Raw genomic sequence first — 26,979 nt, 5'->3', positions numbered from 1 at the left:
AAGGATGATGTGAGTGACCGACATTGCTGCGATGGAAGTAGAACTCGACCTCGACAGTGGTCAGTTCTCCGCCAAGATCAAACGTGCAGGCGAATTGCTGACCATCTTCGGTAAGACCACCGAAGAGATCGCAGCAAAGATGAGTGGCCTCGACCGCGCAACGGTCGGGGCTTCTGCGTCGTTCGGCCTGACTACCCGTTCCATGCAACAGCTGGAGCGTCAGAGCAAGTCCACCTTCAAGGCAATGGATGACCTGAAGAAGCTCATGGTGGGCTTCGTCGGCTTCACTGCTATCAAAGAGGGCGTGACCTCCCTGATCGACGCTCAGGTGGCGATGCAGTCGATCAAATACACGCTTGTCGGCGCGCTGGGTTCGCTCAGCCAGGCTGCGCAGGCGTTCGACTTCGTGGTCAAGACTTCCGACAAGCTGGGCTTGAACCTTGCCTCCGCAGGCCAGGGCTTCGCTCAGCTGTCCGCTGCTGCAACCGCCAATGGCATCGCCATGAGCAAGCAGCAGGAACTGTTCACCGCGCTAGGTCAGGCATCGACCGTGATGCACCTGAGCGCTGACCAGTCCTCCCGCGCACTGCTCGCGCTGGAGCAGATGTTCTCCAAGGGTAAGGTCCAGGCTCAGGAACTGCGTCTGCAGTTGGGTCAGGCCATTCCCGGTATCGTGCCTCGCTTCGAGCATGCCGTCCTCAAGATGAAGGAAGGCACCGAGGACGCAGGCAAGTCCTTCGACAAGCTCATGCAGCAGGGCAAGCTCGTCACCGCTGACGTGCTGCCGGCCCTGATTCAGGCGATCTCCGAAGCTGGCAACGGCTGGGAAGAGGCGTCGCACGGCATGAACGCCGAGCTGAACCGCCTGAGCAACGCCTGGCTGAAGCTGAAGGTGGACATGAGCAATGGCCTGTTCTCGGACATGGCTATCGGCTCGATCCGCCTGATGACCAACAACCTGGAGCGCCTGGCAAACGTCGCCACGGCAATCGCTGCCATCTCGCTGGCTCGCTTCGGTGCGGGCCTGGTCGTGGGCAAGCGCGGCTCTGACGGCAACTACTCCGGTGGTCTGAACAGCTACATCGACAAGGCACGCCAGGCTCGCGACAACGCTGACCAGGCGCGTGCAAACGCCGTCGAGTTGAAGCAGACCGCTGACATCGCAACGGCTCACCGTCGCTCCGCTGAGGCGACTCTGGCTGATCTCCAGGCGAAGCAGCAGCTCGCCCGCGAGCAGGCCAAGAACGCAGGCGTGGACAAGTTCTCCGCGATCTTCGGTGGCAACACCGCAGGCATCCAGCAGGAGTACAACCAGGCCAGCGTCCAGCTGATGAAGATTGGCCGGATCACCAAGGAGATCAATCGCGACCAGCTCAAGGCTGAGATGGATCTCCAGGCTGCCCGTGCTGCCGGCTCTGCTCGTGCGGAGAAGGACGCACTGCGTCGCATCGCCAACAACCAGAAGCTGCTCGACCAGTGGGCTATCGAGAAGGAGATGGAGGCTCAGCGCCTCAACTCCGCTCGCACGCTGCTGATCACCGAGAAGGAAATCGTTCGCACCCGAGCGGCTGCAGGAGCCCTCAAGGGTATCGAGCTGAACCATCGTGAGACCTCGCTGGCTGCCAACGCCGCTGCAAATGCAGCTGCCAAGGCATCGAGCGCGTTCAAGCTGATCGGCACGGGCATCAAGGCTATCGGCACGACCGCGCTGGGTCTGGTGGGTGGACCGATCGGTCTCTTGATCACGGCTGTCACCACGGTCGGCTTCGCGTTCATGGATGCTCGCTCCAAGGCGAAGGCCATGAAGGAGGAGATCGCCGGCTCCGTTCAGTCGATCAAGGACATGCGCGAGCAGCTGGTAGCCGCAAACAAGGAATTCCAGCGCGCGACCACCAGCATGTCGGTGAATGACGCTGCCGAGAAGGGTGCGTCTGCAACCAAGGAGCTTCAGGACCGCCTCAAGGAGGTTTCCGATCTCCAGGAGCAGATCAACAAGTGGAACGCTGGTGAGGCGTCCCTCAAGGAGAGCCAGTACGGCGGTATGAGCCGCATGCTCGGCGCTGAGGCGATGAACGGCTTCCAGGGCCTGCGCGCTGAGTGGGCCAAGATGACTGGCACCTACGATGCGGCCAAGGAAAAGGTCGAGAAGCTCACGCCGGAACTGGAGAAGCTCAACCAGGAGATCGGTCGCAACTCGGGTCTCGTGCTGAGCACCACCTGGTCGGGTAAGGGCGGCATCCAGGAATACCTGTCCGGGATCTACGACAAGGCGAACAGTGCGAAGTCGGGCCTGGAAGGTCTGAAGCAGGCTGCAAGCGGCCTGTTTGGGCTGGGCGACGCCTTCAAGGACACCTTCAACCTGCGTTCTGCCGGAACCGCCCAGGCCAACAAGGAAGGTGGCAACGTCGAGCAGGAGCGCAGCGACGCCCAGCGTAAGTGGGAAGAGCGGGACATGGATGCCCGCCAGAAGACTCTCAACCGCAAGGAAAAGTGGATCGAGGGTCTCGCCCAGGCTGCTGGCAAGGAGAAGAAGGTTCTCCTGTCCGAGCTGGCGACCAACAAGGAGTTCCAGGAGCAGTCGAAGGCATTCGACGATCTGGCCGACTACCAGGGCAAGCTCGACGCCTACAAGAAGGAAAAGAAGACCGGCCCCGCTCGTGCGGACGAACTCGCGACCCTGAAGGGCAAGATCGCGGAGCTGACCGACGAGTTGAAGGGCGGGCAGGGTGAGCTGGCCAAGTTCAAGGCTGAGCTGGAAGCAGGCAAGAAGCGCGGCGAGACGGCTGGCTGGGTTCAGCAGATGGAAGCCGGCATCGCTCAGCTGGAAGACCTCCAGGTCAAGCTCAAGGCACAGAAGAAGTCGCTGGCTGAAGTTGAGAAGGCTACGGGCCAGCTCGACGACATCCAGGCGCGTCTGAACTCTGACCTCGATGCCAGCAAGGACCAGCTGTCGGGCGATCTCTACGGTCGTCAGGCTGCCGGCGCTGTTGGTCTCAATCGTCAGCTGGCTGTTCTGGAGCAGACCCTCCGCAACAACGGTAAGTGGACCGACGAGCTGGCTGCCAAGTTCGACAACTTGCGCCAGGTCCAGGCTCAGATCGACTCCAACAAGCTGCAGCTGGATCTGGTCAAGACGATCAACCAGAACGGCGCGGCAATGAACGCCAACCCGAACGCTCGCAAGCGTGCCGAGGCTGACGAGGAGATCCGTCTCCTGCGTGAGCGCGTCAGCGCGACCCAGCTGACGGGTGATGAGCGCGTGCGCCTGGAGGAAAAGTCCAACGAGGCGATCCGCTCGATCAACGACCGCTACGAGTTCGACACCCGTGCGTCGTGGAAGCGACAGCTGGACGACTGGCAGAACTTGGCTGAGCGCATGGCTGATGTCTGGGGCAATGCCATGAACTCGGGCGTGGAAGCCACCCTGACGTTCGTCGAGACCGGCAAGTTCCAGTTCAAGAGCTTCGCGACGGACATCCTGAAGCAGATCGCTCGCATCCAGCTTCAGAAGGCAATCGCCGGCATCGCTGAGTCGTTTATGACGATGGGCAAGACCACGGCTGTCCAGGGTTCGGGCAACGGTGGTGGCAGCTACTCGTTCGACTTCGCAGCCGATGCCAACAGCGGCGTCGTGAAGCATGCGAACGGTGGCGTGTTCGGCCCGAAGGGTTCGATCCCGCTGAAGAAGTATTCGATGGGTGGCATCGCCAACAAGCCGCAGCTGGCTCTGTATGGCGAAGGTCGCCTCCCTGAAGCGTATGTCCCGCTTCCGGATGGCAGGACGATCCCTGTGACGATGAAGGGCGGTAGCGCAGGAAGCGCCCAGCCCGAGATGAACGTCCAGGTGAACGTCATCAACCAGTCCGGCCAGCAGGTGCAGGCAAAGGAAAGCAGCCGTCGCTTCGACGGTAAACAGATGGTGCTCGACGTGGTTCTGGAAGCCATGAACAGCGCAGGTTCGTTCCGCGAAGGAATGCGGAACGCAGTGAGGTAAGGATGGCCACGATTCGTTGGGAAGACCGCGTAACGGCATTTGCCGAGCGCGAGGACCGGAAGTATTACTCGGTGACGGTCGAAGATCCGAGTAAGTCCACTGAGTTCGAGGGCGGCTACGTTGCTAGCCGTCCTCGCCATGCCCGCAAGCAACTCCGTCGCACGATCTCGACGGGGTTCACTGACTTGTCTCCGAGTGATGCAGATGCGCTCCAGACGCTCTGGAACGACGTCAGGGGCGGTTCCCTGATCTTCATCTATCTCGACAAGCACAAGTACGAGGCCGCGCTCTGGAACGCGCAGAAGACGAACCCGAAAGCGACGGTCGATAAGGCCCCGTATCGGATGTACGTGCGCTTCAAGTCGGGCGAGCAGATGAAGTTCACGCCTGTCGGCTTCGGCTCCAACCTGCGCTGGGATGTCCAGGGCATCACGTTGGAGGAAGTGTGATGCGTGTAGGGAAGACCATCTCGCTAACCGCGATGATCGACAACGCGCAGCTGGACAGCGAGCGCGTCTATCAGGTGCTCCTGGCTGTCACGCCGGTTGACCGCTTCACCCAGCAGCAGAGCGGTGACGTGATCCGCATCGTCCACACGACCAAGCTCGTGTCGGACGACTCGGGCAATGACGACATCCTGCAGACGGGTGGCGTGACCTTCCGGGGCGAGTATTACCAGCCCGCCTGGTTCGACCTATCCGTGAAGGAAAGCCAGGGCGACGTGTCGGCTGTGACGCTGACCATCACTGACATCACCGGACTCGTGCGCGACCAGCTGGACCAGTTCCAGGGTGGTGTGGGCTTCCTGGTGACGATGTACGTGATCCTGGACGGCGAAGGCTCCAACTTCGAAGCCACGGAGAAGTTCATCGTCACGGGCGCTTCGGTGGACGGTCGCAACATCTCCTGGACCCTGGGCGCGAACAACATGCTCGCGATGGAGTTCCCGCGTCGCAAGCAGCGCAAGGACTTCTGCGGTCACAAGTACAGGGACAAGTATTGTCGCTACGCCGGCACCATGCCGAGCTGCGACTACACCCTGGTCGGCCCGAACGGCTGCCAGGCGCATAACAACAACCTCAACTTCGGAGGCTTCCCAGGCATCAAGCCGCGAGGCACCCGATGATCGCGTATGCCGATCTGTTGGACGTCCCGTTCGCCTACGGTGGGCGGGACCACAACGGAATGGATTGCTACGGTTTGCTGATGGAGATGTATCGACGCAAGGGCGTGATCATCCCGGACGTAACCAGCTCCACAAATGGACTTCTAAACGAATCGAACCTGCTGATTCAGCGGGATTCGGTGTGGAAATCCGTGGAGAGGCAGCCACACGTTGCTGTACTATTCCGCATGGGCCGATACGTTTGTCATGTCGGTTTTGCGATCACGGAAGATCGCTTCGTACACACAATGGAGAACGGCCTTGGAGTTGCTTCGGAAAAGTTCCGGGATTGGGAACACCGTATCGCTGGGTTCGTCGATTTCGTCGGTTGACAAGTTCGACACCCACATTCGCGTCATCGAAATTCGGAACCCTCTCGCCCCTGAGATCAAAGAGGCGCGCTGGGAAGAGTTCCGCGAAGGCGCGGTAATCGCTGACTTCATTCCTGATGGCCGCTTCGTTGCGGGCGTCAACGGTTCTGCTGTGCCTGATGAGCTGTGGGACAGCTATTCGCTGAACCCTGGCGACAGCGTGGTGATCGTCCCGGTCATGCACGGTGGCAACGGTGGCAAGATGGCCCTGCGCATCATTGCGCTGGCTGTCATCACGTATTTCTCGGCTGGCTGGGGTGCGTCCCTGTCCACCACGATCATGGGCTCCAGTGCTTACGCAGGCGCGTTCGCAGCGGGTATCGTGATTGCAGGCTCGATGCTCGTGAACGCCCTGATCCCGCTGCCCACGGCAAAGCTGGGTGGTGGCTCGGATGAGAGCAGCACGTATGGCCTGTCGGGTCCGGTGAACACGTCCAACGAGGACATGCCGATCCCCGTTTGTTACGGCCAGTTCCGCATGGCTGGCAACATCATCGGCCTGCACACCGAAAACCAGCAGAAGACCCAGATCGTCTACATGCTCGTGAACGCGGGTGAAGGCCCGGTCGCGGGCATCGAAGACATCCGCATCAACGATCAGCCGCTCGATTCCTTCAAGAACGTCCAGACGGAGATCCGCCTTGGCGACGAAGACCAGGCTGTAATCCCCTGGTTCTCGACGAACGAGCTGGCGACCGACACCGGCAACCCGGAAGTTCCGGTCTACAACGCCGACCCGAGCACGAGCCCCCTTGTCCGCTTCACGAGCGGCACGGTGGACCGTCTGCGCATCGACATGTCCGCACCCACGGGCCTGATGACGGTGGACAAGAAGGGCAAGACGCAGTGGGCCAATGTGGACCTGCGTATCGCCTACATGCGCGTCAATGCGGACGGAAGCCCGGCACCAGGCGCTGCGTGGGAATACACCATCGGCACCTACGAGATCGCCGGCTACACGAACAAGTTCTACTACTGGGACAAGCTGACCTTTGCCCCCGACACTGGGCTGAAGATCTCCAATGCCCTGAAGGCCGAGATTGCCGAGAAGCTCCGTGCAAACTCGACCATCGACGGCGATGACATTCTGGACAGCCAGGGCAACATCGTTGGCCAGGTGATCCAGGATCCGGTCTACACGCAGAAGTCGCAGGACGGCAAGGTCACGTTCTCGTCCAACACGCGCTACCCGACTCGCATCAGCTACTACACGCCTCCGCTCAAGCCTGGCTACTACAAGGTCGCTGTCTGCCGCACCAACCCGAAGCTGGCCGATGACAAGGGCATCGACGCAGTGAACTTCGAGGCCATCGGTGAGATCACCTCGGCATCGGTCGCCTACAACAACACGGCCCTGGTGGCTGTGCGTGTGCAGCTGTCCGACCAGTTGAATGGTCTCCCGAACATCACCTACCTGAACAAGGGTCGCCGCATCCGTTATTGGGATCGTGCGACGAAGCAGTGGATGATCGGTGCGAGCAGCAACCCGGCGTGGGTCTGCTTGGACATGCTCCTGGACGACCGCCTGGGCGCAGATGTGTCCGCTGACGATCTCGACCTGGAGTCGTTCAAGGATTGGGCGCACTACTGCGACACGCTGGCACCGGCTCCCCTGGAGTTCAACGGCGTCATCGACAGTGCCAGCAACATCTGGGAAGCGCTCAAGCTGGTCTCCCGCTGCGGTCATGCGCAGGTTATCCGCACGGGCACGCGCTACACGGTCGTCATCGAGCGCGCTGATGAGCCCGTGATGATGTTCTCCGAAGCGAACATCGTGAAGGACAGCCTCAAGGTCAGCTGGCTCAGCACTGCCGACCGCGCGAACGCAGTCGAGGGCACCTTCTGGGATCGCGACGACGACTTCAAGAAGTCCACGATCAAGATCTCCGACGACATCGCCGGCGTCCCGTTCCGTGAGGTGGTTGCGTCCATCGACATGATCGGCGTCACCAGCCGTCAGCGTGCGATGGAGGATCTGAACCTCCAGCTCAACATGAACCGCCTGATCACCCGCACCGTGGAGTTCAGTGCGGCATACGACTCTCTGGGCTGTGCTCTGGGAAGCGTCATCGTGGTCAAGCACCTGGCCCAGAAGACGGTCGCCTCGGGTCGCCTGATCGCTGATGCGACGGCAAACCACCTGCTGCTCGACCAGGACGTGACTGTCCAGGCGGGCCTCAAGCAGACCGTGCTGCTGTTCGCAGCCAGCTGGGAAGTGAACCAGTTCAGCTCCGCGTGCGCAGTGGGTTCCTACTCGCCGGCAGGTGGCTGGATCCGCGTGTCCGGCTTCAAGGCGCTCAAGGGTGGCCTGGTGAGCCCGTTGACGGCCCAGTTCCTCCGCGTCCGCAGTGCTGACGGCAAGTCCTACAAGGAAATGCGCGTCAACCAGTGGGAAGAGCAGGACGACGGCACCGCACTGGCTTGGGTTGACCCCTGGTCCACCTCTGACGTCAACACGAGCGCCTTCGTGCAGCTCGTGGCGGGTGACGTAGTGGTGGAGCTGCCGGTCAAGGCTCCCGCCAAGACTGGTGTTCAGGACTACGTGGACCTGGACGGCAATTTCAGCCAGCTGCTGCAGTCCGCCCCGATCCGCACCCACTTCCTGTTCGGCACGCTGGAGGCTGTGAAGCGCCTCTACCGTGTGACGGGCATCAATGGTGGTCCGACCGCTGAAACGGCCAGCATCACGGCCCTGGAGTACAACGCTGAGGTCTACAGCACCAGTGGTTTGATCGCGCCCAAGCCGCCTGGTGACGGCGTGCCCCTCTACATCGGTCAGGTGGAGAACCTGGTCGCGTCCCCGAACGTGAGCTACGACGACATCAAGGCTCGCTTCTACGTGGACGTGCATTGGGAGCGCCCGAAGACTGGCGACTACGACGGTGCTGAGCTGTTCCGCCTGGACCCGAACGCCGACGAGTGGAAGTCGGTGGGCAAGGTCACTGCCGGCTACACCATCTATTCGTTCGAAGCGGAGAAGGATGACGTCTTCAGCCTGCGCGTGGTCGCTATCGACCGCGTGGGCAACCGTGCGCCGTTCTCCAAGGCTCCGACCGTCACGGTCGAGGTGAAGGCTGCTATCACGGCAGCTGTGACCCCGCTCGACCTGAATGTCACGACGCTCCCGTTCGCATGTCGTCTCAGCTGGGCTGTGAGCGACGCCACGCGAGTCGCGCAGACCGAGATCTACTACACGCTCGGAATCGACCAGGAGCCGTCTAAGAGCTTCGCAGACGCTACCCTTGCGGATACCGTCAGCGCGTTCTCGTTCACCCATACGAACCGTGGGGAAGGGCAGTTCCGTTACTGGATCCGCCTGAAGGACACGGCTGGCAACAAGGGCGACCCGTTCCCGAAGGACGGTGTGATCGGCACTGCCCAGACCTCCATCCAGCAGATCATGGAGGAGAACGGCGAGAAGGTCAGCGCCGGCATGCTGGACAAGGAGCTGCGCACCAACATCGACCAGATCCCGCAGCTGTTCGATCTGCTGGCTGGCAGCGACCTCAACGGCAAGGTGGATATGACCACCTTCGTCGATACCATCGCTGAGACCTGGCGTCTCCTGACGCTGGCTGACAACCACCAGACGCGCATCAGCGTGGAAGAGAATGTGCGCCAGAGCGAAGACGAGGCTCTGGCTCAGCGCATCACCACGTTCTATGCCGAGCTGAACGAGAACATCGCTGCCGGCATCGTGGAAGAGCGCACGGCTCGCGCTGCTGCTGACGAAGCCTTCGCCAAGTCGATGGACGCGATGGCTGTGCGCATGGGGCAGGCTGAGGCTGGAATCGCTTCCGAGTCGAAGGCTCGCGCTGACGCTGACTCTGCAGAAGCGACTGCCCGCACGACGCTGGCTGCCAAGATGGCGGACGACCTGGCTGCGGGCATCTCGTCCGAGAAGCAGGCTCGTGTGGACGCTGACGGGGCGATCTCGTCGGACGTGGGCAAGCTGGCTACCCGCATGGGTGCGGCTGAAACCGCGATCACGAACGAGCAGAAGGCGCGCTCGGATGGTGACAGCGCTGAAGCGACCTCCCGCAACAACATCATCGCCAAGATCGTGGGTAAGGCTGACGGCTCCGCTGTCACCGACGACTCGACCATTGGTCAGAAGGTGTCCTCGTCGGTCGCCGCCTATGACAAGACCATCCAGGCGCTCGTCAAGGACAACTACGCGACCATCACGAGCCAGGAGCAGCTGTCGCTGAAGGTGACGGGCACCAAGGATGGCGCGACCATCACGAACTCCAGCTACCTTGGTTCGCTCCAGACCTCTGTGTCGGACCTCCAGAACGGCAAGTTCGTGACGGAGTGGGCACGCCAGATGTTCGCGGACTCGACCTCTGAAGCTGGCAAGGCTCAGGCCAAGATCACGAACCTGGAATCCATCGTGTTCACCGGCTCGGGCAACCTGGTGAGCCAGGTCAACCAGCTCAGCTACGACACCTACAACGCGGGCGGCACCGTGCGCCAGGCTATCGAACAGCGCCTGTCGATCTCGGACTTCCAGAGCCAGTACAGCCTGCGTATCGACGTCAATGGCTACGTGGCAGGTTTCGGCCTGGGTGTGACTAGCAAGCCGGGTGCAGGCCCGACTTCGCAGTTCATCGTCCGTGCGGACCAGTTCCTCGTGGGTGCGCCGGGTATCGCCAACGTCTTCCCATTCCAGGTGATCACCTCGGGTGACTACCGTGGCGTGTGGATGGATGCCGCCTATATCCGTGACGGAACGATTACCAACGCCAAGATCGGTGACACGATCCAGTCGTGGAACTACGACGGCAACAATGGTTGGCAGATCCGCAAGGACGGCACGGCCATCTTCAACAACGCCATCATCCGAGGCGACCTGACGGCTGGCTCGATCACGGGCAAGTTCCAGGCGTCGAACATCATCAGCTGGTCGGGCGACATCACTGCGTCCGGTGGTGCGACTGACGCCTTCTGGCTGGACAACCCGGTTCGTTCGGGTGAATGGCACCGTCCGGTCGTGATGATGGAAGTGAACTCGTACAACAGCGGCAGTGACCCCTGTAACGGCACGGTGACGATTGAGAAGCTGGTGGGCAGCTCGTGGGTGCCCATGCGCCAGGTGAACATCTACCTGGGCTCCCGCAACAGTGCGGTCAACACGTTCCTGATCCCGGACGACATGATCAACGGGTCGCGAGCCTACCGAGTCCACACCACCTCGGGCGGCAACCGTGATGGCAACTTCCATGTGAACCTCGTGCAGGGCTACATCTTTGGTCTTCGTTGATTGCTATACTATGTAGGCACATACATACCTCCATAGATCAAGGATGATCGAATGACGGACTACAGCCGCTGGTATCGAGCCGGCACTGTCAAAGTAACCAAGGACTCGGCCAACATCTCCGGAACCTCGACGTTCTGGAATGTTGGCAACCCGATCCGCCCTGGTGATCTCTTCACCATCGACGGCGCTGCGTTCTACGAGATCGCGGACGTCACTGGTGCCGATACCCTGGTGCTCGCGTCCCCTTACAAGGGCGCGAGCCTGGCTACCACGACCTACGCGGTCATCCGCAACTTCTCGGTGCTTCCCGGTGCCGAGCTTGTTGCTGCCCAGCTCCAGCTCATCAGCAAGTCGCTCCTGCGCGAGCGTCAGCTGACCGATTGGGCGACGAAGCCGGCATCCGATGACCCGGTGTATCCGACCAAGGTCACGATCACCAGCTTCGACGGCGTGGCGATGGAGGTCTACTCGCTGCCACAGATCCTGGACAGCGGCACCAAGATGGCTGATGAGCTGGGCGGTGCGATTGCCCAGACTCGCGACAACCTGGCCAAGTCGAACGCATCGCGTGACGCTGCCAAGACCAGCGAGACCAATGCGGCGGCTTCGGCTGCAGCTGCCCGCACGAGCGAGCAGAACGCAAAGATCTCCGAGTCCAACTCCAAGACCTCGGAAACCAACGCTGCTGCGAGCAAGACGGCTGCGGCCACGAGCGAAACGAACGCTGCTTCCAGCAAGACCGCTGCTGCCGGCTCCGCTACGGCTGCTGCTACGTCGGCCACCAATGCTTCCACGTCGGAAGGGAAGGCGAAGACCTCCGAAACGAACGCAAAGACGTCGGAAACCAACGCCAAGACCTCCGAAACGAACGCGAAAACCAGCGAAACGAACGCTGCTGGCTCCGCGACGGCTGCTGCTGCGAGCAAGACCGCTGCCGGCACCTCGGAAACCAACGCGAAGGCTTCCGAGAATGCTGCTGCTGCCAGCAAAACGGCTGCTGCAACCTCCGAGACGAATGCAAAGACCAGCGAAACCAATGCCAAGGCATCGGAAAACGCTGCTGCTGCGTCGAAGACCGCTGCTGCGACCAGTGAAACGAACGCTGCCAACAGTGCGACCGCTGCGACTGCCGGTGCAATGTTCGCCATGCCCCGCGAGTTCTCGCAGAAGGGTAAGTTCTTCACCCTGACCAACTCGGTGGGTCCGGGATCGACTGACATCCCGGATGCCAACTTCGTCGTTGAAGCGGGCTCTGGCACGGTCTTCAAGTCCACGGCAACCAGCCCGGTGTATCCGCGTCCGAAGGGCTACCTGCGCAATGCGTCCGGTCGCACCTATCGTGCAACTGCGGTCGCTCGATCCATTGCGGGCACTTCGACCCTGGGTCTGTCGATCCTGACCGTGAACGACGCTATGGCGACCTCCGTCATGGCCAACATCCCTGCGAACGCGAACCTCCCCAAGGACGGCGCGTGGCAGACGGTCTCGTTCCAGTTCACCAGCGGCAGCACGGCTCCCTATGCCACCTGTCAGGCCATTGCGACGGCTGGCACGGGCGCGACCATCGAGCTGCAGGCGCTCTACATCGAGGACATCACGGACAGCCAGGCTGCCTCTGACAGCGCAGCTGCTGCTGCCGACTCCCAGAGCAAGGCGAAGACCTCCGAGACCAACTCCAAGACCTCGGAAACGAACGCTGCTACGTCCGAAACCAATGCTGCTGCATCGAAGACGGCAGCTGCTGGATCGGCTACGGCTGCAGCCACCTCGGCTACGAACGCAAAGACCTCCGAGACCAACGCCAAAACGAGCGAGACCAACGCGAAGTCCTCGGAAACGAGCGCTGCCGCATCCTCGTCGGCTGCAGGCGGTGCGAAGACGGCTGCCGAGACCGCTCGCGACCTGGCTCAGCAGTGGGCTGACGCTCCCCGCAACACCGAAGTCCAGCCGGGCAAGTTCTCCGCTCGCCACTGGGCGGAAACGATGCAGGCTGCATCGACGGGCACCCTGGTCTACATGGGCTCGTGGGACGCTTCCAAGGGCACGCTGCCGGCCACCCCGAAGAAGGGTGACTTCTACATCATCAGCGTGGCGGGCACCGTCAGCTCGGTGAGCTACAAGATTGGCGACATGATCGTTGCCAATGACAAGAATGGCTGGGATCGCATCGACAACCAGCAGACGGTGACGAGCGTTGCCGGTCGCACTGGTGCGGTCACGCTGGGCATCGGTGACATCAGCAGCCTCCAGACGAACCTGGATACGCTGACCTACGCGGTCAAGTCGGCCTTGAACGCGGGTGAAGACCTGATCCCGAACCCGACGTTCGAAACCCGCTACGACCGCATGGGCTTCACGGTCGTCGCTTCGACCGATCCGGACGTCCCGGCTGGCTGCCCGCAGCCCTATGTGGCAAAGCTGGCTGTGCGCGACCACACGCCCAACTTCGATCCCATTCCGGTTCAGCCGGGCGATGTGATCGAGATGACGGCTGTCGTGGCATCGAGTGTCGGCACGCCTGGCACCAATGCCTTCAATCTCTACGTCCGCCAGTCGCAGTTCAGCCCGTGGGCTCCGGGTGGCGCAGGCACCTACACCTACACCAACGTCAAGAGCCAGCCCATCAGCGCAGGCTGGGTGAAGGTGGTGGGTCGCTATACCGTGCCCGCAAATGGCTCGGTTCGCTGGATCCTGCCGTTCCTCCAGATCAACCAGAACTCGCCGGACTACGGTTCGATCTGGTATGCGACGGATTGGCATGTCCGCAACCTGACCTCGGTTGCCGCCCTGGAGTCGTCCAAGCTCGACTCTGCTGCTTTCACCTGGGCGAACCTGGCGAACAAGCCGACCACGTTCACTCCGAGCGCGCATACGCACGCCATCAGTGAAGTGACGAACCTCCAGCGTTCGCTGGACCTGATCAACTTCACGGCTGGTCGCAACCTCGTTTCGGACGGCAACTTCGAAAAGAAGCTGTGGGATCTCACGCAGTCGGGCGCTCAGGGGCGTGTGACCTATGTGACGGACTCCCGCAGCGGCAGCACGGCCATTCAGATCGCACCTGGTAGCGGTGATGTCAGCTTTGGCATGCCGGTGCAGACGATCCCGGTTGTGCTGGGCCGCACCTACCGCATTTCGTGCTACTACAAGACCAGCGCCGACTACAACGGGGCATCCAACAACTCCAAGCTGCGCCTGGGTGACTCGGGCGGTGGTCTGCTGATCGCCCCGACGTTCTCCAGCAACAAGACGAGCTGGACTCAGGTCACTGGCGATTACACCGTGCAGCCGGGCGTGACCGGTCTCCAGCTGTCCGTGAATGCGAACCAGACGGTCGGCACGCTGACGGTTGATGACGTCTCGATCATCGACGTGACCGATGATCTGGGTCTGCTTCCGCTGCTCGCCACGAAGCTGGGCAAAACTGGCAACCAGACCTACGACGGCGTAACGAACACCGCCGCTGCCTGGGCTGCGCTCCCGATGGGCTACTCCAGCTATATGGGCAACAGCAGCACTATCGGCATTGCAGGTGGTGCGCCCAACGACAACTACGGCTACTTCCACAAGATCGCCAATCGCGACGTTTCGGGCGGCTGGGCGGGTCTGTGGATCCAGGCCGGCTCTTCTGACTCCTTCGTCGGCGGCACCTCGGATGGCTCGCAGTTCGCCACCTGGAACAAGCTGTGGACGAGTGCCAACTTCGATCCGACCACGAAGCTCGACAAGACCGCCACCGCTGCATCCGCAACCTCGATTGCTGTGGTGGACACCCGCGACGTGGTGGATGCTCCGGGCGACTTCGGGGCTAAGCAGGTATTCGCGAGCTTCAAGCGCATTGCGTCGGTCAATAACCCGCCCGTCAACAACGGCGGCACCTATGCGCACATTCTGACCATGATGGGTTGGGACATCGGCGGATCGGGCGGCTACGCATCGCAGCTCAGCTTTGGCGATGGCCTGGCAATCCGTAAGGGCACCAACGCAACGACTTGGGGTCCGTGGCGCAATGTGTGGCACGACGGCAACTTCAACCCGAATAGCAAGGCGAACCTTGTCGGGCCGACGTTCTCCGACATCGTGTACTTCAAGCCGGTGAACGGCACGACTGGCCTCTCTCGCTTCATGCCTTTCGGCACGGATGGCGTGTCCCTGGATGCCGTCAACTCGGATGCGTCGAAGTACGCGCCCATCGCAATCAACGGCACCGACATTTCGCTCCAGGCTCAGAACAAGATTACGGTCACGAAGTCCGTTGTCTCGACGCACGTCTGGAGTGGCCCTGGTCAGGGCGTCGGCGCTATGGCATACCAGGCTGGCGGCAGCTACGGCGGCGGCTATGCGATCTCTGATGGTGACAATGACATCGCCCTCTATTCGGTGGGCGGTGCGCTCAACATCAGCTTTGGGGCCAAGCGCGGTGCCCTGATCTCCAGGGTCACGGTCGCGCCTGACGGCACGACGACCGTTAATGGCACGGTGATCGCGAACAACGCTTCCCTCCGAGCTTCCGGCTGGAACGGCACTGCCACTGATGGCGTTGTCTACTTCGGAAACGCCAACTCGTACATCTTCAAGCAGGGCGGACAGTTCAGCTTCTATAACGAGCAGGCTGGGTTTACCGCCTCCCTCGCCGCAGGCGGCACCATCTGGACGTCTGCTCTTATCACCCCGCTAGACAAGAACGTCGGCGGCGTAATGATGAAGGAGATCACGTTTAACGGTAACGGTGGCGGCAACGGCATCTATCCGGGTAACGGTGACAACTGCTCTATCACTGCGAACAACCTTGCCATCAAGTCGTGGAACGGTATCGGCTTTGCCCCGACCATTTCCGGACAGGCTGTGCCTTTGGGCGAATACTCGCATTGGTTTGACGTTCGTAACGGCCACTTCAATATGCGCGGCGATCTCGTCGCACGCGGTTCTGCAACGATTTGGGGCGAAGCAAGCGGCAACACCCTGAAGGCGCGCAACGGCTACGTCAACTCCGACCAGGGCCACCTTGTTCTCGGCAATAACGGCACGGCGGGCACGATCTATATGCGACCCAACGGGCCATATAACGGTGCTGGCGAGTTCAAGGTTCAATCCAACGGTGACGCTTACTGTTCCGCCTGGGTGTATGCGCCGAACTTCAAGATCAACTCCGACGCGCGCTTGAAGCGCTTCGCGGAGAAGCTCAACCCCCGCCAGGAGCTTGAGAAGATCAAGAAGCTGATCCCGCGTTCCTACCTCAAGGACGGCCACTGGGAGTTCGGGTTCTTCGCTCAGGAGATGGAGGACCACTATCCGACGATGGTGACCTCCGGTGACGGCCCTGCTGGTCCCGACACGCTCACCCTGTCGGTGGCCGAGCTGCTGGCTCCCCTCGTCGCAGCGGTGCAGATGTTGGACAAGCGTCTGACGGACGGTGGCCTGTAATGGCTACCGTTCCCGCCAACCCGAGCCTCCAGGATCTAGTGAATGTCTTCGGAGGCCCTGGCGACCTCTTTTCGTATGCCCGTGGTGGTGGTCTCGTCCCGAACATCTCGCAGAACTACGGCGTCTCGGACAACTCGTGGTATCTGGAACTCGCGCAGTTCGTGGGTGCGACCAACTACGTCCCGTTCACTGCGTCTGCAACCGGCTCGACGGTCTCGTTCAACCTCGGCAACAAGACCACGCCGACGACCCGCGTGATGAGCACCTTGGCCACCGCATACGCATCCGGTGGCACGGGCAACTTCAGCTACAACTGGCGTGTGATCGGGTGGGGTGGTGGCGCATCTGGCGCTACTGCCGGCAGCAACACCAACCAGGTGAGCGCGCAGTGTACGGCTCTGCTCAATGGGGGCAGCTACGTGGATGTGGCGTGCGACATCTCTGATGGCGTCTCGTCCCAGACCGTGACCGCACGTTGCAGCATGAACTACTTCAACACGGTGTAAGGCAATTCGAAGAAATGTCACCCGGTCTTAGGGCCGGGCTGACCGTGTAAGTATCTGCATACGTATAATGTAATAGTCACCTTTTAGGACATACCTATGACCAATGTTGTGAACAAGCGATTCCGGGAGCTGGGTAACGGTGTCGTCGCTGAAATGGTCGCCCCGGAGATCCGCATGAAGTGGGATCCGGTCAGCGGCAACATCCAGCTGATCTACGAGTGCCAGGAATACATCTACATCGACGGTGCCTACGTGGACGTGCAGGGTCGTCGCGATACCCTTTGGGTCAATGGCATGGAAGTGCTCCCGCGTCTGTTTGCCCAGCCCGAAGACCTCGATCCCGTCACTGGTGTTCCGCTGGAGCACATCTCGGGAGCCGGCGTCGTCAACATGTTCAAGCTCGCGTTCGACCGCCTGGCAAACGAAAAGGGCTTCGCAAGCGAGACCCTGCAGAGCACCCTGAACCCCAACTCTCCGAACGTCTCGGAAGAACCGCCCCCGGTCGTGGACGAAACCGTCACGATCATCGAACCCACCACTGAAACCAACAAGGAAGAAACCCCGTGATCAAGCAGGAAACCCAGGAAGCCGTGCAGTTCCTCGCCCAGGCATCCGATGACCTGACCCAGACCCTCGCAGGCGCTGCCCGTGGTCCGTTCGTCCAGGCCGCACGCCAGGCTGTGCAGATCATCCACGGCAACCTGCAGGAGCAGGCCCAGCGCATTGCCGAGCTGACCAGCGAGCTGGAAGAGCTGAAGTCGAAGCCGACCGGCAAGGGCAACTCCACCAAGGGTGGCTAACCCTTTCCGTCCCTTGTAGAATACGTAAGCGCATACATACACACTGGCTACAAGGGACTGAGCGGTGAGCGAGAAAGACCTGGACAATGGAATGTCCGGACGTGAGAAGGAACTCATTGAGAAAGGCCGACAGGCCGAGTTGCTTGAGGCAATTCGGTCTGTCGTCCGATCCGAAGTCCGGGAAAGCTTCATCAGCCACTTCGGGGACCGAAAGCCCGAAGAGGTTCTCGAACTGATCCGTATCACGGAACAGTTCCACCGACGCATGGACAAGCTGACCGACTCTTTCATGGGCCACGTATTCGCGTGGGCTACGAAGATCGGTCTCTGGCTCCTGCTGATCTATCTGACTGCCAAGGCAGCGGACGTCAACATCCCCAAGCTCAGCGGAGGTTCCCCGTGAACTTCCGTCCACTGACTGAAGAGTGCCGCAAGTTCCTCGCTGTGTGCGAGGGCGCTCCTGGCACTGACGGTAAACCCGTCCTCAAGGCTTACAAGGACAGCAAGGGCGTCTGGACTATCGGTATCGGCCACACCGGTCCCGAGGTTCGCTCTGGCCTGGTCATCACCGAAGCCGAAGCCTGGCGCATCTTCGACCAGGATCTCCACGAAGCAATCGACGTAGTGTGCAGCAAGGTGCTGGTTGATCTGAACGATCATCAGTACGGCGCACTGGTGTCCTTCGCCTTCAACGTGGGCTGGGATCAGTTCGCGTCCAGCACGCTGCTGCGCAAGCTCAACCAGGGCGACTACAAGGCTGTCCCGATTGAGCTGGCCAAGTGGGTCAAGATCACCAAGACCGAGAAGCTTGCTGACGGCAAGGTTCGGACCTGGAAGGAAGATCTGCCGGGCCTGGTGAACCGTCGCAACCTGGAAATCCGACTGTGGAGCCTCCCGGTCGAGGACATCGCTCCCATCGGGAAGATCTCCGTGCCGGCTCCGCAGATGACTCTGCCCGGTATCGAAGTGCCGAAGGCAGCTCCTGTCATCCAGGAAGCCATCCGTATCGACACCGCCAACGAAGTGCCCACGGCACCCGTCCAGAAGGTGACTGAAGTGCCGGGTGGCAAGGCATCCATCACGACCATCGTGACGGGTATCGCAGGCGCGATCACCGCTGGTTACAGCCAGATCGCTCCCACGGTGGCAGCCATCAAACAGATCGCCTCGGACACTGCCGGCATGACGCAGTGGACCCGAGTGATCGCTCTGACCTTGGTGGCCGTCAGCATCGGCACCTCGATCTACGTGGTTTGGCAGAAACGCAAGGAACTCAAGGAAGCAGCATGAAGCAGGGACTTCTCATTGGTTTGCTCGTCGTGGCCTGGTCGGGTCTGTGCTTCTACGGAGGCCACACCTGGACTGAGCGTGGCTACGCCATTGAGAAGTCCCAGCAGTCCGCTGCGGTGAGCAAGGAAACGGCAGACAACGCCCAAGCGGCCATGTCAGTCCAGGAGGAGCAAACAGGGAAGGATGTAGCCAGGGACGGCTTCTTCTCCTGGACTGACACCGCCGTTGTCGATTTCTACAACAAGCGCCGGGCACAGGAGCCCGGATACCCCGTGACTGAACCCAAGGCACGGAATCCGCCGAAGGACGACACCCATGAACCCATACCGGCTCTTTCTGAGCGCAGCGTGGATCAGCCTGTGTTTGATGCTGACGAGCTGCGCCTCTGGAACCTCGGAAACAAGAGGGCAGATTTTTCTCAACGCGAAATACCTTGAGGACTGCCCTGAAGAGCTGCCGGAGCTTCAATCCGGTGAACGTGAAGCCATTCAAGCCAACCACAAACAAGTCCAGCACCTCTACTGGGAGTGCAAGGACCGCCACCATGGGCTGACGGAACAGCTCAGAAAACAAGGAATCGGCAAGTGAAAGCGAGTAAGAAGCCAGTGAAGGCTGCACGGGGCAAGGAAGCCCCACTCTCTGAAACCATCATCCCCAAGCTGAAGGATGGCACTGCCGAAGACTGCATCGCAGACATTCGTGCGATGGCGGAAGCGGACCCCGAACGGTTCATCACCCGCAACTACTACCGCGTCCACGGACGCTATGCCGAGTCCGTCTGGACGATGCACTTCGGCACCTTCCACGAGTTCAAGCGCCAGGCGGGCATCACCGGCTCACGTCAGGTCGGTGCGATGGAGAAGGCCATCGCCAAGCACGCCTCGGTTGACCACTACAAGCGCATGAACGAGGAGCGCCGGGAGTGGGGCGACAAGTACACCCGCGACAACAAGGCTCGCTTCAAGACCATCCTGCTGTGTTCGGACCTCCACGACATCGAGATTGACCCGTTCTTCCTGCGCGTCCTCATCGACACCGCCAAGCGAGTGCAGCCCGACGTGGTGAGCTTCGTGGGCGACATCTTCGATCTGCCCGAGTTCGGCAAGTACGGCGTGGATCCGCGTGAGTGGGACGTGGTGGGTCGCATCAAGTTCGCCCACACCAAGATCTTCGCTCCCATCCGTGAAGCCTGCCCAGGCACGCAGATGGACCTGATCGAAGGCAACCACGAGCACCGCCTCCTGCGTCACCTGGCTGATGCTACGCCGGCCCTGCGTGCGGTCCTTTCCGACCTCCACGGCATGACGATCAGCAAGCTGCTGGGTCTGGAAGAGTTCGAAATGAACTACGTGGCCCAGGCCGACATGACGGCGTTCACGAAGTCGGACACGACCAAGGAAGTGAAGAACAACTACCGCATCTATTGGGACGCCTTCCTCGCACATCACTTTCCGCATGCGCGCCACATGGGTCTGCCCGGCGTCAACGGTCATCACCACAAGCATGAAGTGTGGCCGATGTTCTCCCCGATCTACGGTGCATACGAATGGCATCAGCTAGGCAGCGGTCACAAGCGCTCCGCGAGCTACTGCAACGGTGAGCAGTGGCACAACGGCTTCGCCCTGGCACACATCGACACGCTGACGAAGGCCACGGTCATCGAATACTTCCCGATCACCAACTTCGCTGTGGTGGGTGGCAAGTATTACTACCGGGACAAGAGCGAGTTTGCCGGGATACCAACGACGCTCTTCACCACCAAGAATCACTAAACCCCAAGGGTGTCTAGGACGGACGCCCTTTTTCACAACCAAGGAAGGACAAACGTGGGACGCCGAGCAGAACGTAAGCGCAACGAGCGCATGGAACGTGAGAACCGGGAACGCACTGGCAAGGAGCGTGTGGGTAGTGAGCGTCACCGTGGGGAAGAGGATTACGGCTACGTCAAGGAAGTCGTGCCGAAGAATGAGGTGCAGGGTCACTATCTCATCTCGATGGAATCCAATCAGCTGACCTTCGGCATCGGTCCCGCTGGCACGGGCAAGACCTACGTCTGCACCGCGCACGCTGCGAACCTGCTGCTTCAGCGGAAGATCCAGAAGATCATCGTGACCCGTCCGGCAGTCGAAGCAGGTAAGGGACTGGGCTTCCTTCCCGGCACCATCCACGAGAAGTTCGAACCGTACTTCGCCCCGTTCCGGCACATCCTGAGTTCGGTCCTCGGCGCAAGGCATCTGGAGAACCTCCAGCGCCTCGAAAAGGTGGAGATTCAGCCCCTGGAGTACATCCGTGGCCTGACCTTCGACAACTGCTTCGTGATCTTGGACGAAGCCCAGAACGTCACCCCGGAGCAGATGAAGCTGTTCCTGACCCGCATCGGTGAAAACTCGACCGTGGTCATCAATGGCGACATCACCCAAAAGGACATCCCTGGCGAAAGCGGCCTGAAGGACGCCATGGAGCGTTTGAAGGGTCTCAAGGGCGTGAAGGTCATCGAGTTCACCGAGGATGACGTTGTGCGCTCGGGCCTGGTCAAGGAGATCTTGAGGCGGTATCGAGATCCTGCGACAAAATAAGTATGTGAGCGCATATAATTAGTGCTCAGAGACAAAGCACTAACTATGGCGACCATCACACATACCATCGAGTTCCCTGGCTTCGACATGGAAGCCAGGGACATGGATCTAGCGCTGATGCGCTCGTTCCCAAACGACTTTGACGCGATCTGTGAGCGCGAGCGCAAGCTTGCGAAAGCCTGCTGGTGGGAATACAGGGGCATGCACCCCGTCAAGCGCACGCGCTTGTTTGGGAAGCTCTGCAACAAGGTCTACGTCGAGTCGCAGGAGAAGTACACCGGCATCTATCGCGCCCCTATCGCTGTGTCGAAGCTGTTCACGTCTCTTATAAAAGAGCAGCAGATGAAAGACGCATTCGGGGCACGACAGGCCGCTGACGCTCTCGGGATGCCCTATGACACGTTCGTCCGTCTCGGGATCAACGAGGCAGTGGATCGCGGGTGGAGCAGGCTCCCCAACGTCCGTCAGCTTTACGGCAAGGCCCGTCCCGGCGTCCTGCCCCTGATCGGCTTCATCGCAATGCGCTGGAAGGAGGAACTCCCCATCCGAGCGCTGCACTTCACCGCCCCGACCCTCATGGCCGACTCGACTGCCCCGTGGAAGGGCGCGTTCGACGAATGGCTCTGCAAGATGATCCGTGCCAAGGGCAGCTCGATGGTCGCCCTGCGTCTGATCGACCAGGGAGTGCTGTCCCAAGCGACTGCCGAGAAGCTGCTTCCCGCTGAACTGATCGCGTAACTTTTTCCTCGCTACAATGTATGTATCGACATACATACGCAGTAGAGAAGAGAATGAAGGATCACAACTTTCCCCGTCGCAAGACCCTCCACCTGAACGGCAAGGCCCGCCGTCCCGAAGTAACCCCGCCGACCAAGATCGTCCTCCCGCCCCAGCCGAAGCCCTGGAGCCATGACCAGTGGCTGCAGGAGATGCGCGAGTCCGAGACCGAGCTGGAATTCGTGCTGGGCGCTGATGTCGTCCTGAACGGCTACGTCCTGGAGGTTGATCGCTACACCATCCTGATCTCCACCAACAACGGTGCCGTCAAGCGCCTGCTGTTCAAGCACGCCCTCGAAGAGATCACCGTTGCCGAGGTGGCTTAAATGTCGGCGGTCGAAGAAGAGGTGGTAGCGACCGAAGAGGGCGTTACCTATGAGTTCGACGAGAACTTCCAGGAACAGATCGCTGCCTGGGTGCTTCGCGACACGGACTTCAACCAGCGCACCGAAGGGCTCGTCCAGCCGCGCTACATGACCAGCGAAAGCCTCGGTCAGATCGTGAGCCTGGCTCTCGACTACTTCAACAAGTACAAGATGATCCCGTCCAAGACGGCGTTCGTGATGCTCTTCACGGATGCGGTCAAGAACAAGACCATCCGTGGCGACCTCGTTGAGGACATGAAGCAGGCGCTGCGTCAGCTGTACGCAGTCGAGCTGGACGACAAGGACTTCACCATCGACCGCGTGGCCGAGTTCGCTCGTCACTCTGCGATGACCGAGGCCATCCTGAAGTCTGCAGAGCTGGTCGATAAGCGGGACTTCCCGGCCATCGAAAAGGCCATCAAGCAAGCCTTGATGGTGGGCGAGAACCAGGACAACTCCAAGATCGACTTCTTCGAAACGATCGAGGGGCGTGCGGAATACCGCAAGGAGCTTCTGGCGGGTCGCATCACCTATGACGGGATCACCACCGGCTTCAAGGAGCTGGACCGTGTTCTCTACAACAAGGGATGGGGTCGCAAGGAGCTGAGCGTGATCATGGGCGCTGCGAAAGCGGGCAAGTCCATGTCGCTGATCGCGTTCGCGGTCAATGCCTGTCTCGCCGGCTACAACGTCTTGTACGTCTCGCTGGAAGTGGCCGCTCGCATCATCGCGGATCGTATGGACGCGAACATCGCCAAGACCGCGATGAAGGATCTCCAGATCGCTCTGGGTGCCGTTCGCGACAAGGTAAAGGCAGCGTCTGCTAAGGCCGGCAAGTTCTCCTTGTTCGACTTCCCCACGGGCAGCTTCAGCCCTGGCGACCTCCGTCGTCTGCTTCACCGGGAAGCCGCAAAGGGCAATCACTACGACATGGTGGTGGTGGACTACGCCGACCTGATGCGTCCGGATCAGATGTCGTCGGAGATGCGCGAGAACAGCCGCATGATCTACATCGACCTGCGTGCCATCTCCTACGAGTTCAACTGCGCGCTTCTGTCTGCGACCCAGACCAACCGTGAGGGCTTCAAGTCCACGGTCAGCAAGATGGAGCACGTCGCTGAAGACATCAACAAGGTCCGAACTGTGGACTTGCTGATCTCCATCAACAGTAGCGACGAGGACAAGGCAAACAACGAGGCAAAGCTCTACTTCGCCGCGTCCCGTAACCAGAAGGGCAACTTCATCGTCCGGGTCAAGACGAACCTTGAACAGGCACGAATGATCGAGTCCATCATCGAAATCGAGGCATAGGCGTCATGTGGGAGGAGGCAAAAGAACTGCTCGACCAGATCGACATGGAGTGGGTGCTCGACCGTGAAGGCGTGTCCCACCGTGACAGTTACGGTCGTTCAGGTCGTCAGCTCAACGTCCGGGCATGCCCGTTCTGCGGGTCGAACGACTATCGTGTCTACGTCAACGCGGATTCTGGCGTCGGCAACTGCTTCTCTGGCGGTTGCCCCCAGAAGACCTTCTCCAAATGGACTTTCCTCAAGGGTCTGTACTCCCAAGCTGGCAACCAGCTGCTTCTGACGCTCAGGAAACTGGCTCAGGAGCAGGGCTGGAGGCCCAAGCGAACGTCAGTCCTGACCATCGCGGACCTCAATTCCCTCTATCTCCCCGAGAGCAAGCCTGTCGCGGAGATGGAGGAGGTTCCCGAATACCTGGCACGCCGAGGGGTGGATAAAGCCCTGGCTGAATACTTCGGGCTCCGCTGGTGTGAAGAGGGCTCCTTCGAAGTCGTCAGCCCTGACGGTCGCAAGATGAAGCAGGACTACGGCAAGCGCGTGATCATCCCGGTCTTCGACCTGGAGGGTGAGCTGGTCACGTTCCAGGGGCGAGACGGCACTGGGGAGCACGAGAAGCGCTACCTGTTCCCGCCTGGCTTCGCGTCTACCGGCTCCTACCTCTACAACGGGTGGAACGTCGTGCCTGGGGTAGACCATGTGGTCATCTGCGAGGGTGCGTTTGACGTCATCGGGGCAAAGATCGCCCTGGACACGGACTTCTCCAAGCGTGAGACCACCCTGGCCGTGGGCACCTTCGGCATGCACCTGTCCGAGGGCAACAACGAAGGGAATGACCAGCTGGGCCAGTTCATCAAGCTCAGGGGTAAGGGCGTCAAGCGCCTGACCTTCCTCTGGGATGGGGAGGCGAAAGCGACCTTCGCAGCTGCCAAGGCGTGTCTGAGCCTCCTGAAGATGGGGTTTGAGTGCTACGTGGCGATGCTCCCGAAGGACAAAGACCCAGGCGAAGCGAAGCCGGTGGAGATCCTGTCCGCGATCCAGAACGCTAAGCGGATCAGGACGGGCGTGGACATCGTGCTGCTGAAGGGGGAGGTGGCCAAGCGCTACCCAGAGAAGCCCCTAACGATTTCGCTGTAATGGTATGTATGCACATACTATAATTGCGTGAAGCGCAAATGCGCGCACAGGAGAGAAGAGCGTGGAAGAGAAGATCGAGCTTCGGGACATCCCGAACGACCCCATCAATGAAGACAAGCTGCCGATGGGCGAATCTCGCTCGGGCAGCAACGGCTATTACTTCTGGTGTGACCAGTACAGTGGCCGTTCGAACTATGCAGTCTGCCTGCACACCATCGAAGCGGTGCTGGAGAAGCGCCCGAACCTGCGCACGAGCTGCCAGGACGCCATCTGCAGCCGAACCTGTCCGGCGATCAAGATGCGCAAGGAAGAGATGCAGGTGGGTCACGCCCTGTACTTCCGCGACCGTCACAAGACCCTGGCCGAGTTCCAGAAACAGTCCGAAGCCGCCCGAGCTGGCATCGGCTATCGCCGGGGTAACTCCCAGCGCGGCTTCGTCCCGACCGACACCAACACCATCGCAGACGCCGACCCGATCAAGGTCAAGCGCGAGCGTGCTGAACCCGTGACCGCGCCCGTGAAGCGTAACGGTCACATCGACACCGACCTTGCCTCCCAGAACATCATCCAGGGAGCGATCAACCAGGCACTTGAGGAACTTGGAAATGAGCACGACGCCCAATATTGACGCAATCCACGACTTGCTCGTTGCCATCGGGGCAGCGAAGGGCAAGACCAAGCTGGAGCTGCTGGAGAACTTCGTCAAAGACGCCGACGAAACCCAGGTGGATTACCTGAAGCGCCTGCTCAAGTTCTGGTTCGACGACCAGGTGAAGTTCGGCATCACCAGCAAGCAGCTTCCCAAGCAACTGACCGACTTCTCGGTGGCTCACGTCACCGAGGGCAACGACCTGGACTCTGACTACTTCATCGCCATGCGCGAGATTCAGCTCGCCACGGGCACGGGTGCGACGGATCGCCGGATCAAGATGCTGGAGGACATCCGCACCAAGTACGAGCAGCCGGTGCTCAAGTGGTCCCTGTGGGCGCTCGACAAGAACCTGAAGATCGGCATTCAGGCATCGAGCGTGAACAAAGTCATCCCCGGCTTGCTGTCCGAGTTCGGCGTCATGCTGGCTCACCCCTTCAACGTGAAGAAGGTCAGCGGCTGGCCCCGCATGATCGAGCCGAAGCTGGATGGCATGCGCACCCTGGTCGTCGTCGATACCGTCGATTGGGTCGTGGACTTCTACACCCGCGCAGGCAACCCGATCCCGAGCCTCGTCCCGATGACGATGGAAGTCATCGACTTCGTTCGTGTGGTCATGGACGAGAAGGAGATGGGTCGCATCGTCTGCCTGGACGCCGAAGCAACGTCGGGCTCCTTCAACGAGTCGGTCTCAGCCCTGCGTTCGGATGACCCCATCGAGGAGGGCACCCTCCATGTGTTCGACGTTCTGGGTCTGCCCGGCACGAACCTTCTGGAGGCGTCCGACGCCCAGCTGGAGGAAATGGGCACCCAGCGTCAGCGTCGAAAGCTGCTGGAGGCTGCGTTCAAGGCATACAAGGAAACGAACAAGCCGAAGTTCCTGGAGTTGCCGGGCAGCTATTGGGCGGCATCCGAAGACGAAATCTGGGCAATGTACGAGGCAGCTCGCAACAACGGCCTGGAGGGTCTGATCATCAAAGACCCCGACGCCTTCTACCGCAAGAAGCGCGATTACGCCTGGATGAAGATCAAGGCGGAAGAGACGATGGATCTGCAGATCATCGGCTTCTTCGAGGGCACCGGGGCAATGGTGGGCACCCTCGGCGGGATCGTCGTGGACTTCAAGGGCGAGCAGGTAAAGGTGGGTTCGGGCTTCAGCCTGTCCCAGCGTGGCGAGCTTTGGGAAGCCCTGAATGCCGACATGGAGAAGACGGCGGGCCGTCAGGTGATGGGTATGCTGGCCGAGGTGCAGTATCAGGAGGTGACGCCGGCAGGCTCGCTCCGACACCCGGTCTTCAAGCGACTGCGAACCGACAAGGCTGAAATCAGCTGGTAAAGAAAGAGGGGCACCTGATGAG

At 60.6% G+C, this 26,979-nt stretch carries 20 protein-coding genes; all 20 read left to right on the top strand.

Features of this window, described 5'->3' with window-relative positions:
- Positions 1-13 precede the first annotated feature (13 nt).
- A complete protein-coding gene (locus H8F01_RS00330; RefSeq protein ID WP_187057121.1) occupies positions 14-3,994 on the top strand; it encodes a tape measure protein in 3,981 nt (1,326 codons plus the stop codon).
- A gap of 2 nt (positions 3,995-3,996) precedes the next feature.
- Positions 3,997-4,443, top strand: coding sequence for a hypothetical protein (locus H8F01_RS00325; protein WP_187057120.1), 447 nt, complete (start codon positions 3,997-3,999; stop codon positions 4,441-4,443).
- Positions 4,443-5,120 carry a DUF1833 family protein gene (locus H8F01_RS00320; RefSeq protein WP_187057119.1) on the top strand — a complete coding sequence of 226 codons (678 nt, stop codon included), beginning with the start codon at positions 4,443-4,445 and terminating at the stop codon, positions 5,118-5,120. Before H8F01_RS00325 ends, H8F01_RS00320 begins: the two co-directional genes overlap by 1 nt.
- A complete protein-coding gene (locus H8F01_RS00315) occupies positions 5,117-5,491 on the top strand; it encodes an NlpC/P60 family protein (protein WP_187057118.1) in 375 nt (124 codons plus the stop codon). The genes H8F01_RS00320 and H8F01_RS00315 overlap by 4 nt, the downstream gene beginning before the upstream one ends.
- Positions 5,376-10,793 carry a phage tail tip fiber protein gene (locus tag H8F01_RS00310; RefSeq protein WP_274380601.1) on the top strand — a complete coding sequence of 1,806 codons (5,418 nt, stop codon included), beginning with the start codon at positions 5,376-5,378 and terminating at the stop codon, positions 10,791-10,793. The genes H8F01_RS00315 and H8F01_RS00310 overlap by 116 nt, the downstream gene beginning before the upstream one ends.
- 51 nt (positions 10,794-10,844) lie before the next feature.
- Positions 10,845-16,217 carry a carbohydrate binding domain-containing protein gene (locus H8F01_RS00305; protein WP_187057116.1) on the top strand — a complete coding sequence of 1,791 codons (5,373 nt, stop codon included), beginning with the start codon at positions 10,845-10,847 and terminating at the stop codon, positions 16,215-16,217.
- The gene (locus H8F01_RS00300; RefSeq protein WP_187057115.1) at positions 16,217-16,723 is read left to right on the top strand and encodes a hypothetical protein; all 507 of its coding nucleotides are present in this window, start codon (positions 16,217-16,219) and stop codon (positions 16,721-16,723) included. The genes H8F01_RS00305 and H8F01_RS00300 overlap by 1 nt, the downstream gene beginning before the upstream one ends.
- A gap of 96 nt (positions 16,724-16,819) precedes the next feature.
- Complete coding sequence (locus H8F01_RS00295) at positions 16,820-17,290, top strand: hypothetical protein (RefSeq protein WP_187057114.1); 471 nt, start codon at positions 16,820-16,822, stop codon at positions 17,288-17,290.
- The gene (locus H8F01_RS00290; RefSeq protein WP_187057113.1) at positions 17,287-17,523 is read left to right on the top strand and encodes a hypothetical protein; all 237 of its coding nucleotides are present in this window, start codon (positions 17,287-17,289) and stop codon (positions 17,521-17,523) included. Before H8F01_RS00295 ends, H8F01_RS00290 begins: the two co-directional genes overlap by 4 nt.
- 64 nt (positions 17,524-17,587) lie before the next feature.
- Positions 17,588-17,926: a hypothetical protein gene (locus tag H8F01_RS00285; protein ID WP_187057112.1), complete on the top strand. Its 339-nt coding sequence runs from the start codon at positions 17,588-17,590 to the stop codon at positions 17,924-17,926.
- On the top strand, positions 17,923-18,813 hold the full coding sequence (locus H8F01_RS00280; RefSeq protein ID WP_187057111.1) for a lysozyme: 891 nt from the start codon (positions 17,923-17,925) through the stop codon (positions 18,811-18,813). Before H8F01_RS00285 ends, H8F01_RS00280 begins: the two co-directional genes overlap by 4 nt.
- Positions 18,810-19,250, top strand: a complete 441-nt coding sequence (locus H8F01_RS00275) for a hypothetical protein (protein ID WP_187057110.1) — start codon at positions 18,810-18,812, stop codon at positions 19,248-19,250. The genes H8F01_RS00280 and H8F01_RS00275 overlap by 4 nt, the downstream gene beginning before the upstream one ends.
- A 147-nt stretch (positions 19,251-19,397) precedes the next feature.
- A complete protein-coding gene (locus H8F01_RS00270; protein ID WP_187057109.1) occupies positions 19,398-20,585 on the top strand; it encodes a hypothetical protein in 1,188 nt (395 codons plus the stop codon).
- 90 nt (positions 20,586-20,675) lie between these two features.
- On the top strand, positions 20,676-21,389 hold the full coding sequence (locus H8F01_RS00265; protein WP_187057108.1) for a PhoH family protein: 714 nt from the start codon (positions 20,676-20,678) through the stop codon (positions 21,387-21,389).
- Between the two features lie 45 nt (positions 21,390-21,434).
- Entirely contained in the window at positions 21,435-22,127 is a 693-nt protein-coding gene (locus H8F01_RS00260) for a hypothetical protein (RefSeq protein ID WP_187057107.1), read from the top strand.
- A gap of 53 nt (positions 22,128-22,180) precedes the next feature.
- Positions 22,181-22,492: an RNA chaperone Hfq gene (locus tag H8F01_RS00255; protein ID WP_187057106.1), complete on the top strand. Its 312-nt coding sequence runs from the start codon at positions 22,181-22,183 to the stop codon at positions 22,490-22,492.
- Complete coding sequence (locus H8F01_RS00250; protein WP_187057105.1) at positions 22,493-23,842, top strand: DnaB-like helicase C-terminal domain-containing protein; 1,350 nt, start codon at positions 22,493-22,495, stop codon at positions 23,840-23,842.
- 5 nt (positions 23,843-23,847) lie between these two features.
- Entirely contained in the window at positions 23,848-24,972 is a 1,125-nt protein-coding gene (locus H8F01_RS00245) for a DNA primase (RefSeq protein ID WP_187057104.1), read from the top strand.
- A 61-nt stretch (positions 24,973-25,033) separates the two neighbouring features.
- A complete protein-coding gene (locus H8F01_RS00240; protein ID WP_187057103.1) occupies positions 25,034-25,600 on the top strand; it encodes a hypothetical protein in 567 nt (188 codons plus the stop codon).
- Positions 25,578-26,957 carry an ATP-dependent DNA ligase gene (locus H8F01_RS00235; protein ID WP_187057102.1) on the top strand — a complete coding sequence of 460 codons (1,380 nt, stop codon included), beginning with the start codon at positions 25,578-25,580 and terminating at the stop codon, positions 26,955-26,957. The genes H8F01_RS00240 and H8F01_RS00235 overlap by 23 nt, the downstream gene beginning before the upstream one ends.
- Positions 26,958-26,979: the final 22 nt, after the last annotated feature.

This window comes from Dyella telluris (assembly GCF_014297575.1).
Taxonomy (GTDB): domain Bacteria; phylum Pseudomonadota; class Gammaproteobacteria; order Xanthomonadales; family Rhodanobacteraceae; genus Dyella; species Dyella telluris.
This window is presented reverse-complemented; position numbering and strand designations above follow the sequence as displayed.

Excerpts from the sequence above, each read along its gene's own strand:
- H8F01_RS00325 (WP_187057120.1), top strand. The coding sequence starts at position 3,997 with ATGGCCACGATTCGTTGGGAAGACCGCGTAACGGCATTTGCCGAGCGC.
- H8F01_RS00320 (WP_187057119.1), top strand. The coding sequence starts at position 4,443 with ATGCGTGTAGGGAAGACCATCTCGCTAACCGCGATGATCGACAACGCG.
- H8F01_RS00315 (WP_187057118.1), top strand. The coding sequence starts at position 5,117 with ATGATCGCGTATGCCGATCTGTTGGACGTCCCGTTCGCCTACGGTGGG.
- H8F01_RS00305 (WP_187057116.1), top strand. The coding sequence starts at position 10,845 with ATGACGGACTACAGCCGCTGGTATCGAGCCGGCACTGTCAAAGTAACC.
- H8F01_RS00300 (WP_187057115.1), top strand. The coding sequence starts at position 16,217 with ATGGCTACCGTTCCCGCCAACCCGAGCCTCCAGGATCTAGTGAATGTC.
- H8F01_RS00295 (WP_187057114.1), top strand. The coding sequence starts at position 16,820 with ATGACCAATGTTGTGAACAAGCGATTCCGGGAGCTGGGTAACGGTGTC.
- H8F01_RS00275 (WP_187057110.1), top strand. The coding sequence starts at position 18,810 with ATGAAGCAGGGACTTCTCATTGGTTTGCTCGTCGTGGCCTGGTCGGGT.
- H8F01_RS00265 (WP_187057108.1), top strand. The coding sequence starts at position 20,676 with ATGGAACGTGAGAACCGGGAACGCACTGGCAAGGAGCGTGTGGGTAGT.
- H8F01_RS00260 (WP_187057107.1), top strand. The coding sequence starts at position 21,435 with ATGGCGACCATCACACATACCATCGAGTTCCCTGGCTTCGACATGGAA.
- H8F01_RS00255 (WP_187057106.1), top strand. The coding sequence starts at position 22,181 with ATGAAGGATCACAACTTTCCCCGTCGCAAGACCCTCCACCTGAACGGC.
- H8F01_RS00250 (WP_187057105.1), top strand. The coding sequence starts at position 22,493 with ATGTCGGCGGTCGAAGAAGAGGTGGTAGCGACCGAAGAGGGCGTTACC.
- H8F01_RS00245 (WP_187057104.1), top strand. The coding sequence starts at position 23,848 with ATGTGGGAGGAGGCAAAAGAACTGCTCGACCAGATCGACATGGAGTGG.
- H8F01_RS00235 (WP_187057102.1), top strand. The coding sequence starts at position 25,578 with ATGAGCACGACGCCCAATATTGACGCAATCCACGACTTGCTCGTTGCC.